Here is a 13,791-nt window from a genome sequence, read left to right as displayed (position 1 = left end):
CCCGTCAGCCGAGAAGGCCGTGCTGGTCGAAGTAGCTGAAGTCGCCATCGTCGGCCGCGCTGGCCGCCTTCGACTGGAACACGCCGATCATCTCTTCCTGGCCGTTGTTGTAGGCCGTGGTCGCATTGGCCACCCCCAGGCGTGCCGCGTCGATGCCGTTCATGATCGTGGTCAGGTTCGTCTGTTGGTCCTCCATCAGGCGGTTCAACGCCTCCGGGACCATCGACGTGAACGAGCTGCCCCAGTCAAGCCCCGAGTAGCACGCCGCGAGCTGCTCTTCGCCGAGGGCGTCATGCATGTCCGCGTTGTCCTCGCTGACGACGTCGATCACCCGCTGTACCCCCGCGGGATCGATCCTCCATCTGCTCATGTGTTCACCTCTTGTCGCTGATGTGGCCCGAGACGGCGCGTGCCATCTCTTCCGCTGCCGCTCGCGCCGTGGACTCGAGACTGTGGTCCGGGATCGCGATGTCGGTCCAGTACGTGTAGTGCGGCGCGGGATCCGCCAGGAGGTCGGCCCCCGCCCCCTCGATCTCGACCTCGACACTCTCGCAGACAGTCAGGACCGTCGTCTGGCCGAGATCGACATGCATCGACAGGCCCGGAACGGAGAAATCGAAGGACTCGGCCTCTGGCAGGATGCGGATCAACGCGCGGTGCGCCACCTCGACGGGAAGCGGCACATCGCTCAGCAGCACGATCTCCGTCGCCATCAGCTCGCCTCCCGGATCCTCGCGAAGTCGACCGCCAGGGCGGACGCCAAGCGCTCCTCGTCGAGGTCGTGGGTGAAGGCGACGAACTGGTGCCACATCGGATCAGGGCCCGAAAGGCGCAGCAGCGCGCACGGTGCCCGGTGGGACCCGACATGGGTGACATCGTGGCGCTGCGCGAGCTCGTCGAGGTCCAGATCGAGATCGCGCACGGCCCGCGCGCCGATCAGCACGGCCACCGGTTGGTCGGGCCAACGCGCCGCCGCGCGCTGGCCTGTCCCGCCGCCCGTCCTGACTGCTTGCGTAAGGGAGACCATCGCCACCGTCGGCCGGAAGGACTGGGCAAGCTCTACCAGTGCTGTTTCCAGACGTGGGTGGCGGGCGAGATGGATCGCACCGCCTGCCTCGAGCTGGCGGTCGAACTCCCCGATGGGCACCATTCCTCGGGTGTGCTCGAGCAGCCCCTTGCTCGTCCTCGCGACTGTGGTGCTGAAGACCGTCCCGTAGGGCCCGCTGACATAGTGCGGGGTCGTCACCGGCATCTGCGAGCGCAGTGAGGACGTGAGCCCTCTGGGATCCCATCGACGTGTGGTCGGCTCCTGCTGACCCCACGACTCCAGAGCCTCAGCGCCCAGGGACCGCACGAGGCTCTCCGCGAGGCCGCCGAAGCGGGTTCCGGCGCTGGCCCGCTCCCGGGCGTACACGTCTAGGCTGAGGTAGGCATCACCGCCGGAAGGCGGCCCGCTGAAGGTGTCCAGTCGCATCGCATGCTCGGTCGGTTCGTCCCAGAGCTCCGCGGGCGACGCCGCCTCGTAGCCCGACAGCGCGTTGAACAGTCGTCCGTCCAGAGTCCGGACAGCCCACATCCCGTCGGCCTCCCGCAGCCTCTCCGCGACGGCCCAGCTGATCACGGAGGTCGCCGGGGTCACGAGGACCGCCCTGCGACCGGACTCCCGCGCATCGTCGATGACGGCGCGCAGAGGAGCGCTCAAAACGGTGGTTTCGTGCCGTGCCTCGTAGACGAGCAGCCCGTCCGGCCAGGAATCGGCGACCGGATGGATCTCGGCCGGCATCAGCCGGGAATGGCGGCTCGTGCCGCGGACAGTGCCCTGCGCGCGACATCATCGTTCTCCGCGAGAGACTTCCGGATCTCGGAGATGACCATCCGTACCTGGTCACCGGCGCTCTTCCACTGCTGCTCGAGAGCTGCGTACTCCTCCGAGACACCGTCGGCCATGTAGTCCGCCATCGCGGTCTTCACATCGGCATCGCGGCGGTCGAGAAGAACCTCGAGGTGCTGCGCGACGGCCTCGAAGTTCGCCTGCGCAGCTTCGGACGACCCGATGTTGTAGTCATTGCGGTCGACCTGGTTGCCTGTCGAATTCATGGTCTATCCCCCTGTAGCGTCACTGCCCCGTCTGCGGCCCTCAGGCCTGCGGTGCGATCCTGTTCAAGAACGCCTCGCTGCTGTAGTCGCTGCGCCCCTCGGCGGCCTCGTGCGTGGCCGCGCCCTCTTCGGCACCGGTCACGAATGCCCGGTTCTGACCGTCGATCGACCCGACGATCCCCGCCAGCGCCGTGTTCAGAGAATTGGCGATGCTGTCCGTTCGGGCCTTGAAGTTGTTGAACGTGCTGCGTGCCGGCCCGTTGAACTGGCCCGCCAGCGGCTCCGCGGCGTCCACGAGGGACCGGACATGGGAGCCGAGATCGTCGGACTCCGTCTGGCTGCGCTGCCCGAGACGGACCAGGGTGTCGGACTCCATAGAGAACTTCATGTTCATATCTGAGTCTCCTGCACGTGTGCGTGCCAGGTAGGTTACTGGGAGCGCGGACAGCCTCGCACGCCCCTCGGGGGTGCGCAACTCGTGATCTCATAGCGGCTGCCGCGCGTGGTCAGATCGCGAGGGCCGCAGCAGGGACCAAGGGGGACGATGCACACGAGTGACACGCGGGCCGCAGCCGGCCCGCCGGCGTCACGGACGTCGTTCGTCCGCGCCCGCACGCAGCAGATCGTCCTGGCCGCGGTCGCCGACGCCGTCATTGTCGTTGGCCTGGTCGTTCTTGCCATCGCGTTCGGACGTGGGCTTGACCTCGAGGCACTGGGCGTCGCGCTGCTCGTCGTGGCCGTGCTGATCTCGGCGGCCGCCGCCTGGGCGGCCATGCGGCGACGCCTCGGGGCCGGCCCCGGCGAGCTCCTGCTCCGGGTGCGCGCGATCGATGCCGCGAGCAGGATGCCGCCAGCGCTCCCCGGCCGCCGTCAGCAGGTCTACGACGTCTCCGCCGGCCTCGACCCGCTGCGACTGGCTGAGACCGCGTCCCATCTGCCCAGCGCCTCGGAGGCGTACGTCGCGGACGCTCCGGCCTACATCACGATCGCGATAGACGACGGCCGACGATTCTCGGTGCGCCGCCATGCGGTCATCGGCCACCGGCCGGGAGTGCTGGTGGAGCCGCCCGACGCAACGCAGATCGTTCTGACGGACTTCAGCCGGACAGTCGACCGGATTCACGCGCTGGTGACCTTGGTGCCCCACGGCATCCGCGTCGAGGCGCTGACAGACCGGGCCGAGACCTGGATCGAGCAGCACGACCGCCGGATGGCGCTCGCCCCGGGCACGTCCACCGAGGTGGAGGGGCCGGTCGACCTGGTGCTCGGTGAGCGCCGGCTCAGGCTCGCCCGCCGGGATGCGAAGGCGGGGTCGTGGTGAGCGATCCGGACCGTACCCTCATCGAATCCACGCGCACGCATCGCGAGCGCCTCCTCGCTGCGCTCGTGCACGGCTCGCTCACCGCCCGGCGGAAGGTGACCACGAACGTGCCCCGCCTGCTCGGTTCATTCATCATCGCGGCTGTTCTGGGCCTCGGTTGCGTCGGGGCCGGCTTCGTCATCGGGTATCTCGAGCAGCAGCGCGATGAGAAGGCAGTCACTGCGTTCCAGCAGGCGCTGTCCTCGAACCCTCTTGAGCCCGGTGATGGTCTGGTCGAGGACGAGGAGACCGGACTGCTCTACGACACCGAGCGCGACGAGTACATCGATCCCGAGACCGGATTCGTGGTGGATCCCGACACCATGCTCGCCCGGGACCCGCAGGGTCGTCTCGTCGACACCCGCACCAAGTGGTACTACGACCCCGCCAGCGGGAACTACACCGACCCGGCCACCGGAGTCACCATCGACCCCCGCACACTGACCGTCGTCGAGGAGGAATAGTGCAGTACACCCGGCTGACATTCTTCGGTTCCCGAAGAACCGCCGACATCGTCCTGCCCGACGATGAGCCCGTCGGCGGGCTCCTGCCCGAGGTCCTTGACCTTCTCGAAGAGCCGCCGGCGGTCGGCGGCGCACCCGTTCTCGTGACCACCGTCGGCCAGCGCATCGACATGGAGGGGACCCTCGCCTCACAGGACATCGCACAGGGGGCGATGATGCGGATCGTCCCGGAGGACGACGCGCCGCAATCCCCCGAGATAGCTGACGTGACCGACACGGTCGGGCAGGTCCGCGAAGCACGCAGGGACATCTGGACAGCGACATCGACCACCGCCACGGCAGCTGGCGCTGCGGTGATCTTGACGCTCTACGCCGCAGGGACCTGGTCGCGGCTCGACCCGTCAGTGACGCCCTGGCTCATCGCTGCCGCGGCATTGGCCGCAGCGCTGGCAACCCTCGCCGCCCGCCGCGATATCCCTGGACCCGCCGCGGTCCTCGCAGGCCTGGCCGGGGGGACTGCGGTCGCCGGGCTCCTCGCTGCGACCGACGGACTCCCGGTCGTCCTGCGGCTCAGTGCCTCAACCGGTGCGCTCTGGTTGGTGATAGGTCTCGTGCGCGGCGTCGGGGCACGACGCCCGTCGGCTCTCGCCGGAGCTGTCCTGGGGCTCGCGAACGCCGCCGGGGTCGGTGTCGTCACGGCGCTCGCACCGGGAGTCGACACGGGGGTTCTGGCGGTGTTCGTCGCCGTCGCGAACGTCGTGGTCCTCGGCCTGCTTCCCGGTGTCGCCGCTGCGGCCAGCGGACTGACCCGGTACGACGACCTCGTCATCGGTGGCGAGCCGACCACCCGGCGCGTCGTGGAGTCGGTGGTCGAGGACGCGTTCGCGGCGCTGACCTGGTCCCTGGCCGCAGTCCTGCCCGTCCTGGCGCTGTCCGCTCACGCGCTGCTGACCGAGGACGACGCATGGAGCTTCGCGCTGGGCATCAGCGTGAGCCTGGTTGCTCTGCTGCGCATGAGGATGTTCCCCCTGATGCTGCAGAAGCTTCTTGTGCTGGTCACGGTCGGCCCAGCCCTAGGATCGTGGCTGGCGTCGACGCCTGAGCTCTCGGACCCGCAGAAGGTCGCGATCGCTCTGGCCGTGGCCAGCGCGTGCTTGGTGACCTCCCTGGTATCGCCCGCCCCGGTTACCCTCGCGCGCATCCGCCGGGGCCTGTCGACCCTCGAGTTGTTCGCCGTGCTCGCGGTGCTGCCTTCGGCGCTCGGTGCACTGGGAATCTTCGCCGACCTGTTCGGAGTTTTTCGATGAGGATCCCTGGTCTCGAACGCCTTCGCACACTGTCCAGAGCCAGCACCCGCAGGGGCATGGCTGAGCTCGTCGCGCTCGAGCAAGCGGTGTGCATCCCGATGCCGCTGAGCAGGCGGGTGTCGGTGCTTTCTCTGGCAGGCGGGGTCGGATGCTCGACGGTCGCGACCGAGACCGCCACGCTCCTTTCGCGACTGCGCCAAGAGCGGATCCGGCTCGTCAGCGCCCAGGGAAGCAGCCCTGCACCCCGGTCTCCAGCAGGCAACGACCTCGAGTTCCTCGCCCTACCACCCGAATCCTGGCCCGCGGCCGTCCCGGCGTGGCAGGCCCTGCTGGAATCCCACCCCACGCGCGCGGAACTGACGATCACCGACTGGGGCGCTGCCCCCATGGACGCCCTCCGTCCCATCTCCACGGGCGCACACGCCATCTGCCTCGTCACGGACGCGTCCAGACCCGGCATCGAGCGCGCAGCATCGGTCGCCCGCAGCCTCCGCGACGAGGCCCCGGTCATCGTGTGCAGTGTCGATGTCCATCACGTCGCGACGACGGCGACCCCCGATCTGCTCACGCAGATGCATGTGCCCGCGTTCTTGGTGCGATTCGACGCCAGACGTCCCGCACGTCTCGATCTCCCGCGCCCGGCGGGCAGCGAGACCTCCAGAGAACTTCTCCGGCTCGGCGCGCAGCTGATGACGACGATCGTCACGCCCGACACGGGGCGGGTCCAGACGGAGGCACGGTCATGAGCGCCGGCCGGCTCGCCTCCCGGCCGACCCGCACGGTCCAGCCGCTCGATCAGCCCGATCCGATCGACCTCGCCGCTCCCCCGGTGATGGCCGACGATTCCGCGACCACCCCGCTGCAGTTCTTCCTGCCCGTCATCGGCGCGGTGACCTCGGTGACGATGATGGTCGTACTGCGCAACGGACAACCGTTGTTCATGCTGGTCGCCGCGATCGTGTTCCTCGTGGCGATCGTCGGAGGCATCGTCTTCGCCGTCTCCAGCCGCGGCCGCGCCGTGAGGCAGATGCGCACTCAGCGCGAGAGGTACCTCGACTACCTCGAACGCACACGCGGCGAGCTTCGCGGCCACTCGGACTCCGCGCTCACGGAGGCGGAGCAGCTCCACCCGAGCCCTGATGCGCTCGTGAACTTCGCGAGGGACCCGGCCCGTCGATGGGAGCGACGCCGCAGCGACAGCGACCATCTGGACGCGCGCATCGGCACGGCATCCCTGCCGTGGTTCGACCTGCGCATCCCGGCACCCGAGTCGCCCGTCGAGCCGCAAGACCCCGTCCTGCTCGACGAAGCCAAACTCCTGCGCGAGACCACCGCGTCGATCCCGGGCATGCCCGCCGTCGCCCGGGTCGGGAGCGCCTCGGTCGTCTCCGTCATCGGCGCACGCGAGCACACCGTGCCCGTGATCCGCGCCTTGCTCGCGCAGCTCGCCAGCCACCAGCTGCCCGAGGACGTCCGTATCGCAGCGGCTTTCGACCCCGAGCATGCGGCGGACTGGCGCGGGATCGACCTGCTGCCGCACTCGCAGTCCAGTGATCTCTTCGACGGCCCAGTGCCAGCTCGCCGCATTGCCCCGTCGATCGGCTCTCTCGCCCACGTGCTGGGTCCCGAACTCATCGACCGCTCCCAGGCGGCGGCCTCCACGCGCCGGCAAGGCCCCCGGCAGCCCGGGCTGCGGATCTCCAGCCTGATCGTGGTGGCCGACCAGCATGGCGGCGAGGCGACTTCGCTGCGGATGCCGGACTCGAACATGGACCCCCACGAACTCGAGATCGTCCAGATCCACCTGCTTGATGACCGCCTCCACGAGCCCGACGACGTCGACATCCGCATCGACCTGCGTGCGGAGCCCACGATCACCCACCGCGCCCGCGCCGCGGACGCTGCCACGATCGCGTTCACCCCGGACGAGATGCCGTCCTGGCAGTTCTCAGCACTCGCCCGGGAGCTGGCCGCGCACCGAACCACCCAGATCGCCGCCGGCGACTCCACCGGTGACGACTCCCTCGACATCACAGATTTGCTGGGAATCGACCCGCAGAATCCCCCTCCGCTCGCGCAACTGTGGAAGCCGAGGGCGTCCTCGGAGTTCCTGCGCGCCCCGTTCGCCGTCGACGACAGCGGGGGTCCTGTGCATCTCGACCTCAAAGAAGCAGCACAACAAGGGATGGGGCCCCACGGAATATGCATCGGTGCCACGGGAGCGGGGAAATCTGAAGCACTCCGGACCCTCGTTCTCTCGCTCGCATTATCACATCCGCCAGAAGACCTTTCCATGATTCTCATGGATTACAAGGGCGGCGCGGCGTTCGCGCCCTTCTCCGGGCTCCCCCACCTCGCCGGGCTCATCGACAACCTCGCCGACGACCCGCAGCTCACCGTGCGTGCACGCTCCTCGCTGCAGGGCGAGGTCGTGCGCCGCCAGCAGATGCTCAAGGCCGCCGACTCCTCCCCGTCCATCACGCACTACCGCGAGCTGCGTACACAACGTCCAGATCTGCCGCCGATGCCGCACCTGCTCGTCGTGATCGACGAGTTCGGCGAGCTGCTCACCGCGGAGCGGGAGTTCATCGACTTGTTCCTCCAGATCGGGCGCATCGGCCGCTCGATCGGCGTGCACCTGCTGCTGGCCAGCCAGCGCATCGAGGGCGGCCAGCTGCGCGGCCTGGACACGTATCTCTCCTACCGCCTGGGACTGCGCACCTTCAGCGAGGCCGAGTCCCAGATCGTGCTGGACACCAACGATGCCTTCAACCTGCCGTCGCTTCCCGGCTACGGCTACCTCAAGGTCGACACCAGCATCTACCAACGATTCCGCGCCGGATTCGTCTCCGGCCCGGTGGCCGCGCCCGGACAACAGCGCGACACGGGAGACGAGGCCAAGGCCTTCCTCGTGCCGGTGTTCAATGGAATCAGCGCCGGCGAGGACGCCCCGGACTCCCCGGTACTGCACCGGCCCGAGGTCGGACGGAGCCTGGTCGATGAGATGGTCGACCACGTCCGCTCCGGCCCGGACGCCCTGCCCCCGGTCTGGCTCCCTCCGCTGGAACCGCAGCTCGCTCTCGGGCACGTGCTCGAAAGGGCCGAGCAGGAGGACTCTGGCCGCCGCTCGGGACTCGATGTGGTCCTCGGCCTCCAGGACGACCCGGCCCGCCAGTCGCAGTCCCCCTGGCGCGTCGATCTGACGCGCGCCGGCGGGCATCTGGTCATCACCGGGGCCCCTCAATCCGGCCGCAGCACGCTGCTGCGCACCCTCGGGGCATCGCTCGCGCTCAGTCGGACCCCCGCCGAGGTGGCGATCTACGGCATGGACCTGTCCGGCTCGGGACTGCGCCGGCTCGAGGCCTTCCCCCACGTCGGCGGCGTCGCCACCCGGGGCGACGAGGCGAGGATCTCCAGATTGATCGAAGAGCTGACGAGCACGATCTCCGCCCGCGAGCGACTGTTCAAGGAGCACGGCATCGAGTCGATGCCCCACCTGCGAAAGCTCCACGCAGCGGGCCGCCTGCCCCACCTCCCCAGCTCAGACATCGTCCTCCTGGTCGACGGGTACGGCGCGATCCGCAGCGAGCTCGAATCGCTCGAAGGGCCCTTCACCCATGTCATGTCCCGCGCGTCCAGCTACGGCATCCATATCGTGCTCACGCTGAACCGCTGGGGCGAGCTGCGCATGGCCCACCAGTCCCTGTTCGGCAATCGCATCGAGCTGAGGCTGAACGACTCCTCCGACTCGCTCATCGACCGCAAGCTCGCCGCGACCATCCCTGCCGACATCCCCGGACGCGCCCTGTCTGACCCCGGTCTGCTCGCCCAGGTCGCCCTCCCGACTCTGGAGTACGTCGACCACAGCGAGCTCGGCGACGCCCTCGAAGACCTCGCCCAGCAGTCCGCGCGGTCCTGGAGCGGGCCGGCAGCAGCACCGATCCGCCTTCTTCCCGCCCAGCTGTCGGCCGGCGACCTGCCGGACGAACTCGACGAGCCGCACGCCGTCCCCCTCGGCCTGCGCCAGGACACGATGGATGCGGCCTTCTGGGACCTCCAGGACGGCGACCAGCATCTCCTGGTCCTCGGCGACGCCAAGAGCGGCAAGACGACCACCCTGCGCACCATCGCCGAAGGACTGATGTCCAGGTACACCCCGGACGAGCTCGCCATCGCCGTGATCGACTCACGCGGGCACGTCCCGGACATCATCCCCGAGAGCTACCTCGCCGCCCATGCCACCTCGCTCAAGCAGGCGACAGGACTGGCCGCCTCGATCGCCATCGAGATGGACAAACGACCATCCCGCTCACCCGAGGAACGCACGAACGCTCCCCGCGTGGTTCTGCTGATCGATGACCACGACATCATCGCCGCCGGCGGCCAAGAGCCCCTCGCCGAGCTCATGACGCACCTCCCCTCGGCCCGCGACCTCGGGCTGCACATCGTCCTCGCCCGCCCCGTCGCCGGCGCGAGCCGGGCGATGTACTCTCCGATGCTCCTCGGAATCCGCGAGACCGGCGGTGCGACCCTGCTCATGTCCGGCGACCGCGGCGAAGGTCCTCTCCTGCCCCGCGTCTACCCCGAGCGGATGCCGCCGGGGCGCGGCCGGTACGTCCGCCGCGGGGAACGCCCCTACGTCGTTCAGGTCGCACAGACAGCGGCAGACCAGAAGGACAAGGAGCCGCAAAGGCCATGACCACGCTCACCTTCCTCGGCCTCACGGGAGGCGCAGGAACCACCACCCTCGTGGCGATGACCCTGCTGGCCCACCCAGGAAGCGAGCGCACACTGCCCGAGCTGGCCAGCCACGACCCCGCCACCCTCGAACAGCGCGTAGGCCGCTCGTTCCCCACCGTGATCGGAGACCGCCGCATCACCGACGCAGGACGCTTCACACCTCAGAAACTGCACGGCGCTCTGCACGACGGCCACGCCGTGCTCGTCTCCCCAGTAGGCGCTCGCGGAGACCTCGCGATCGACAACGCGACAGCCCACCTCGGCCAGGGCAGCCGCCGAGTCCTCGGCCCGCACGTCTCCGTGGCCCGCATCGCCGTCAACGGCCCGGTGCGAATACCGCGCCACGAGTACGACTCGTTCGCCCTCCCCTACGACCGCCTCCTCGCCCACGGCACACCCATCAACGCCCTGTGGGAACGGCTCGGCCGGCGCACCACCGACGCCATGAGCCGCTGGCACCAGATCCTCGAAGACCACCTCTGGCGCACGCAGCCCGCCGACGCTGCCGTCCTGGACCAGCTCCAGGAGCCGGCGCCGGAAGCAAGTCCCTGGACTCAGCCGGAATAGACTCACTCCGCGCCATATGCTCCACCCCGGATCCGCGACAGGTCGTGCACGGCGAAGTTGGGGCACAGCCCCGTCGCGGCAGAGCAGGTTCTCGCACGCCATTCCGGGACCCCTCCTTCCGGCAGCACGCTGAACTGCTACGCAGCAATGCTCAGCAATGGCGGTGCGCTAAGGACAGAAGGGTCCGACGTTCGCGCTGTCCGTCGTCCTCGAGCTCGCTGCACGAGCCCGGAATGTCCGTGCGCCGCAGCTCCGCGGCCTGGGCGCCCAGCAGGGGGCGGCCGCCCTGCTGATCACGGCGATCGCCGGCGGGGTCGGGGCACCCGCGGCCCTGGCGGAGACGGCCCCCGTCGAGCCCTCATCTTCCGGGCAGTCGGAGAGCACCGCCCCGGCCGTCCCCGCCCCGAGCAGCACCGGGGCCGAGGAGGCGCAGGCCGAGGAGTCCTCGACCCCGCACGACGAACCTGACCTCGTCATCACCGTCCAGCCCGGCGACACCGCCTGGGACCTGGCGGAGGAGCACCTCGGCGACGGCCACCGGTGGCGGGAGATCGTCGCCGCCAACGACGGGCGCCTCCAGCCCGACGGCCACTCGCTGCGGGCGGGCCAGGACCCGATCCTGGAGCCGGGCTGGACCCTGACGATCCCCGGGGTGCCCGCGAGCACGCCCGACGGCGACACGGCCGGCGCGGAGCAGCCCTATGAGACGGTCACCGTCCAGCCCGGGGACACGCTCTCCTCGCTCGCCGCCGCGCATCTCGGCGATGCGGACCGCTGGCCGGAGATCCTCGACGCCTCCCGGGGCCTCGAGCAGCCCGACGGCGGTGCCCTCCTCGACGCCGACGAGATCCGCGCCGGATGGATGCTCCGCGTCCCCGTCCCGGCCGTCCAGGACTCCGCTGGTTCCGAGCAGGCGCAGAGCGCCGCGGGCACCCATACACAGGACCCGACGGACGCGCTGCGCGATGACGTCGCCCGTGCCTCGCTGACTGTCGCAGCCGACGAGCAGAAGGCGGCCGCGGCGGCCGGGACCCGGGCGGAGGCCGCCGCGCTCGAGGCCGACGTCGCATGGATCGCCGTGGCCGAGGCGAAAGCCACCGGGGATCCGGCAGGGGCTTCGCTGGTCGAGGCCGCGCAGAATGCCCAGGCGGAAGCCGACGACGCCGCCGAGCGGGCCGCTCTGGCCCGGGCCGACGCCGGGGAGGTGCCGGACCACGGCGCGGCCTCCGCGGCCACCGGCACCGACACCGACACCGACACCGACACCGACACCGACACCGACACCGACACCGAGGAGCGTGCTTCCGGTGCCGCCGAGGACGCCGGCGCCTCGCGCGCCGCCTTCCTCGCCGCCCCGACCGTGGAGGCTGCCGCCGTGCCGTGGGCGGGCGTCGGTTCCGTCCTCGCGGCGAGCGTCCTCAGCTCCCTGCTCACCCGGCGCCACTACGTCCAGCGCACCCGTCGTGCCGGAGAGCGCGTCGGCGGCGGACCCGTGGCCGATCTCGACCAGGTCCGCCTGGCCCGCCGCGAGGATCCCGCCGCCCTCGACCTCGTCGACCGCTCGCTGCGCACTCTGGCGGTCTCCTGTCTCCGAGACGGCATGCCGATCCCTGACCTCCGCCTGGCCCTGCTTGGCCAGACGCACCTCGAGTTGCGCACGGCCGGGCCCCAGCAGCTGCCCGCACCGTTCGAGGCGACCGAGGACCCGGACCGCTGGCTGCTGGCGCGCACCGCCGAGCTCGCCCGCGACGCCTCGATCGCCGACGCCCTCGCCCCCTACCCGGCGCTGGTCCCGCTCGGTGTCACCGCCGAGGGCAGCGAGGTGCTGGTCGACCTCGAGCACCTGGCCGCCACCGGCCTCGAGACGGACGCCGCGACCTCGCGCGCCGTGCTGCGGGCACTGGCGGTCTTCCTCGCCACCTCCCCCTGGGCCGACGACCTCACGATCACCACGGTCGGCGTCGGCCCGGAGCTCGAGGCCGCGCTCGACTCCGGGCGGATCCGGAGCCGCGCGAGTGTCCATGAAGTGCTCACAGAGCTCGAGGCCGGTCTCGCCGCCGACCAGAAAGCCCTGGCCGAGCTGGGACATGACTCCGCCCAGCGGGCCCGGCGAACCGGCGACGCCGGCGACCTCTGGGCTCCGCAGATCCTGCTGCTGGGCACCGACGTGAGCTCGTCCGAGCAGGCACGGCTCCGCAAGGCTCTCGAGTCCCGCCCCCAGGTGGGCCTCGCTGTCGTCGCGACCGGCCAGCAAGACCGCCCGAGCGACGGACTGCTCACGGTCAAGTCGCTGGAGTCCGCCCGTCTCGAGCCGTACGGGCTGGACTTTGCCCCGCAGCTGCTGACAGCGGCCGATTTCGGCCGCATCCTGCGAGCCTTCTCCGCCGCCGCAACTCCCGAAGCGGTGGAGCCCGAGGAGGAGCCCACCGGGACGGTGCTGCGACCCCTGTCGGTCGTCCCGGCACCGACGGGCACCCTGCTCACTGCGGACGTGCGCGACCGCGCGCCGGAGCTGCCGGACTCCGCGCCCTTCCTCCGGGTGCTGGGACCCCTCGAGGTCCTCGGCGCCGCCGGGCCGCTGGAGGAGAAGCGCCGCGCCGAGCTGACCGAGACCGTCGCCTACATCCATCTGCACCCGGGCATGCCCGACGGCGACTTCCGCGCCGATCTCTGGCCCGGCAAGCGCATCGCCGACAGCACCCGCCACCAGCGCATCTCCCGACTGCGCAGCTGGCTCGGCTCGCAGGAGAACGGCGAGCCGTACCTGCCGCGGGCGCGGGGCGCCGACGGCTCCTACGCCTTCGAGCACCTCAGCTCCGACTGGGCGCTGGTCCAGGAGGTCGCCCGCGACCGCCGCACCGCGTCTGCCGAGGAGCTGGCCGAGGCGCTGAAACTGGTGCAGAGCCGACCTTTCGAGGACGCCGGTCGCTCCCGGTACCGCTGGGCGATCCCGCTCCAGTACCGGATGACCGACACGATCCTCGATCTCGCCCACGAGCTCGCCCAACGAGCGCTCGAGGTCGGCGACACGGAGACCGTGCTGTGGGCGACCGAGCGCGGCCTCCTCGTCGAGCCCCTCCACGAGCAGCTCTGGCGCGATCGCCTCCGAGCAGTCGCTTCTGACCAGGGCCTCCACCGCCGCATCACCCACCAGCTGGAAGCCATGATCGACGAGATCGATGACGGCTACGATCTTCTGCCCGAGACCGAATCCCTGATGTCCACCACCCCCGCGTCCCACCGGATCGCACTCTGA

At 70.2% G+C, this 13,791-nt stretch carries 12 protein-coding genes; 7 read left to right on the top strand and 5 right to left on the bottom strand.

Going from position 1 to position 13,791, the window contains the following annotated elements; genetic code table 11:
• Positions 1 to 4: 4 nt before the first annotated feature.
• From JOF44_RS01170 to JOF44_RS01150, 5 genes are read right to left on the bottom strand one after another with little or no spacing between them, the layout of a single operon-like run.
• The gene (locus tag JOF44_RS01170) at positions 5 to 370 is read right to left on the bottom strand and encodes a DUF6507 family protein (protein WP_209886344.1); all 366 of its coding nucleotides are present in this window, start codon (positions 368 to 370) and stop codon (positions 5 to 7) included.
• A 4-nt stretch (positions 371 to 374) separates the two neighbouring features.
• Complete coding sequence (locus tag JOF44_RS01165) at positions 375 to 698, bottom strand: hypothetical protein (protein ID WP_209886342.1); 324 nt, start codon at positions 696 to 698, stop codon at positions 375 to 377.
• Between the two features lie 14 nt (positions 699 to 712).
• A complete protein-coding gene (locus tag JOF44_RS01160; RefSeq protein ID WP_209886339.1) occupies positions 713 to 1,783 on the bottom strand; it encodes a DUF6177 family protein in 1,071 nt (356 codons plus the stop codon).
• A complete protein-coding gene (locus JOF44_RS01155) occupies positions 1,783 to 2,097 on the bottom strand; it encodes a hypothetical protein (RefSeq protein ID WP_209886336.1) in 315 nt (104 codons plus the stop codon). Before JOF44_RS01155 ends, JOF44_RS01160 begins: the two co-directional genes overlap by 1 nt.
• A 40-nt stretch (positions 2,098 to 2,137) precedes the next feature.
• Positions 2,138 to 2,491 (bottom strand): hypothetical protein, encoded by a 354-nt coding sequence (locus JOF44_RS01150; RefSeq protein ID WP_209886333.1) that lies wholly within the window; start codon positions 2,489 to 2,491, stop codon positions 2,138 to 2,140.
• Between the two features lie 150 nt (positions 2,492 to 2,641).
• Here JOF44_RS01150 and JOF44_RS01145 point away from each other — a divergent pair, with 150 nt between their 5' ends.
• From JOF44_RS01145 to JOF44_RS01110, 7 genes are all read left to right on the top strand, one after another.
• Positions 2,642 to 3,418: a hypothetical protein gene (locus JOF44_RS01145; protein WP_209886330.1), complete on the top strand. Its 777-nt coding sequence runs from the start codon at positions 2,642 to 2,644 to the stop codon at positions 3,416 to 3,418.
• On the top strand, positions 3,415 to 3,921 hold the full coding sequence (locus JOF44_RS01140; RefSeq protein ID WP_209886328.1) for a hypothetical protein: 507 nt from the start codon (positions 3,415 to 3,417) through the stop codon (positions 3,919 to 3,921). The genes JOF44_RS01145 and JOF44_RS01140 overlap by 4 nt, the downstream gene beginning before the upstream one ends.
• A complete protein-coding gene (locus JOF44_RS01135) occupies positions 3,921 to 5,228 on the top strand; it encodes an EsaB/YukD family protein (protein ID WP_209886325.1) in 1,308 nt (435 codons plus the stop codon). Before JOF44_RS01140 ends, JOF44_RS01135 begins: the two co-directional genes overlap by 1 nt.
• A gap of 56 nt (positions 5,229 to 5,284) precedes the next feature.
• Complete coding sequence (locus JOF44_RS01130) at positions 5,285 to 5,974, top strand: hypothetical protein (RefSeq protein WP_209886322.1); 690 nt, start codon at positions 5,285 to 5,287, stop codon at positions 5,972 to 5,974.
• Positions 5,971 to 9,927, top strand: coding sequence for a type VII secretion protein EccCa (eccCa, locus tag JOF44_RS01125; protein ID WP_209886319.1), 3,957 nt, complete (start codon positions 5,971 to 5,973; stop codon positions 9,925 to 9,927). The genes JOF44_RS01130 and eccCa overlap by 4 nt, the downstream gene beginning before the upstream one ends.
• Positions 9,924 to 10,535, top strand: a complete 612-nt coding sequence (locus JOF44_RS01120; protein WP_209886316.1) for a hypothetical protein — start codon at positions 9,924 to 9,926, stop codon at positions 10,533 to 10,535. Before eccCa ends, JOF44_RS01120 begins: the two co-directional genes overlap by 4 nt.
• A gap of 652 nt (positions 10,536 to 11,187) precedes the next feature.
• On the top strand, positions 11,188 to 13,791 hold the full coding sequence (locus JOF44_RS01110) for a LysM peptidoglycan-binding domain-containing protein (RefSeq protein WP_209886313.1): 2,604 nt from the start codon (positions 11,188 to 11,190) through the stop codon (positions 13,789 to 13,791).

This window comes from Brachybacterium fresconis (assembly GCF_017876515.1).
In the GTDB taxonomy this organism is placed as follows: domain Bacteria; phylum Actinomycetota; class Actinomycetes; order Actinomycetales; family Dermabacteraceae; genus Brachybacterium; species Brachybacterium fresconis.
Note: the sequence above shows the minus strand (reverse complement) of the source record. Positions and strands in the feature narration are given on the sequence as shown.

Bases quoted from the DNA above. Each gene is read 5' to 3' on its own strand.
- JOF44_RS01170 (WP_209886344.1), bottom strand. From the start codon at position 370: ATGAGCAGATGGAGGATCGATCCCGCGGGGGTACAGCGGGTGATCGAC.
- JOF44_RS01160 (WP_209886339.1), bottom strand. From the start codon at position 1,783: ATGCCGGCCGAGATCCATCCGGTCGCCGATTCCTGGCCGGACGGGCTG.
- JOF44_RS01155 (WP_209886336.1), bottom strand. From the start codon at position 2,097: ATGAATTCGACAGGCAACCAGGTCGACCGCAATGACTACAACATCGGG.
- JOF44_RS01150 (WP_209886333.1), bottom strand. From the start codon at position 2,491: ATGAACATGAAGTTCTCTATGGAGTCCGACACCCTGGTCCGTCTCGGG.
- JOF44_RS01145 (WP_209886330.1), top strand. From the start codon at position 2,642: ATGCACACGAGTGACACGCGGGCCGCAGCCGGCCCGCCGGCGTCACGG.
- JOF44_RS01130 (WP_209886322.1), top strand. From the start codon at position 5,285: ATGGCTGAGCTCGTCGCGCTCGAGCAAGCGGTGTGCATCCCGATGCCG.
- eccCa (WP_209886319.1), top strand. From the start codon at position 5,971: ATGAGCGCCGGCCGGCTCGCCTCCCGGCCGACCCGCACGGTCCAGCCG.
- JOF44_RS01120 (WP_209886316.1), top strand. From the start codon at position 9,924: ATGACCACGCTCACCTTCCTCGGCCTCACGGGAGGCGCAGGAACCACC.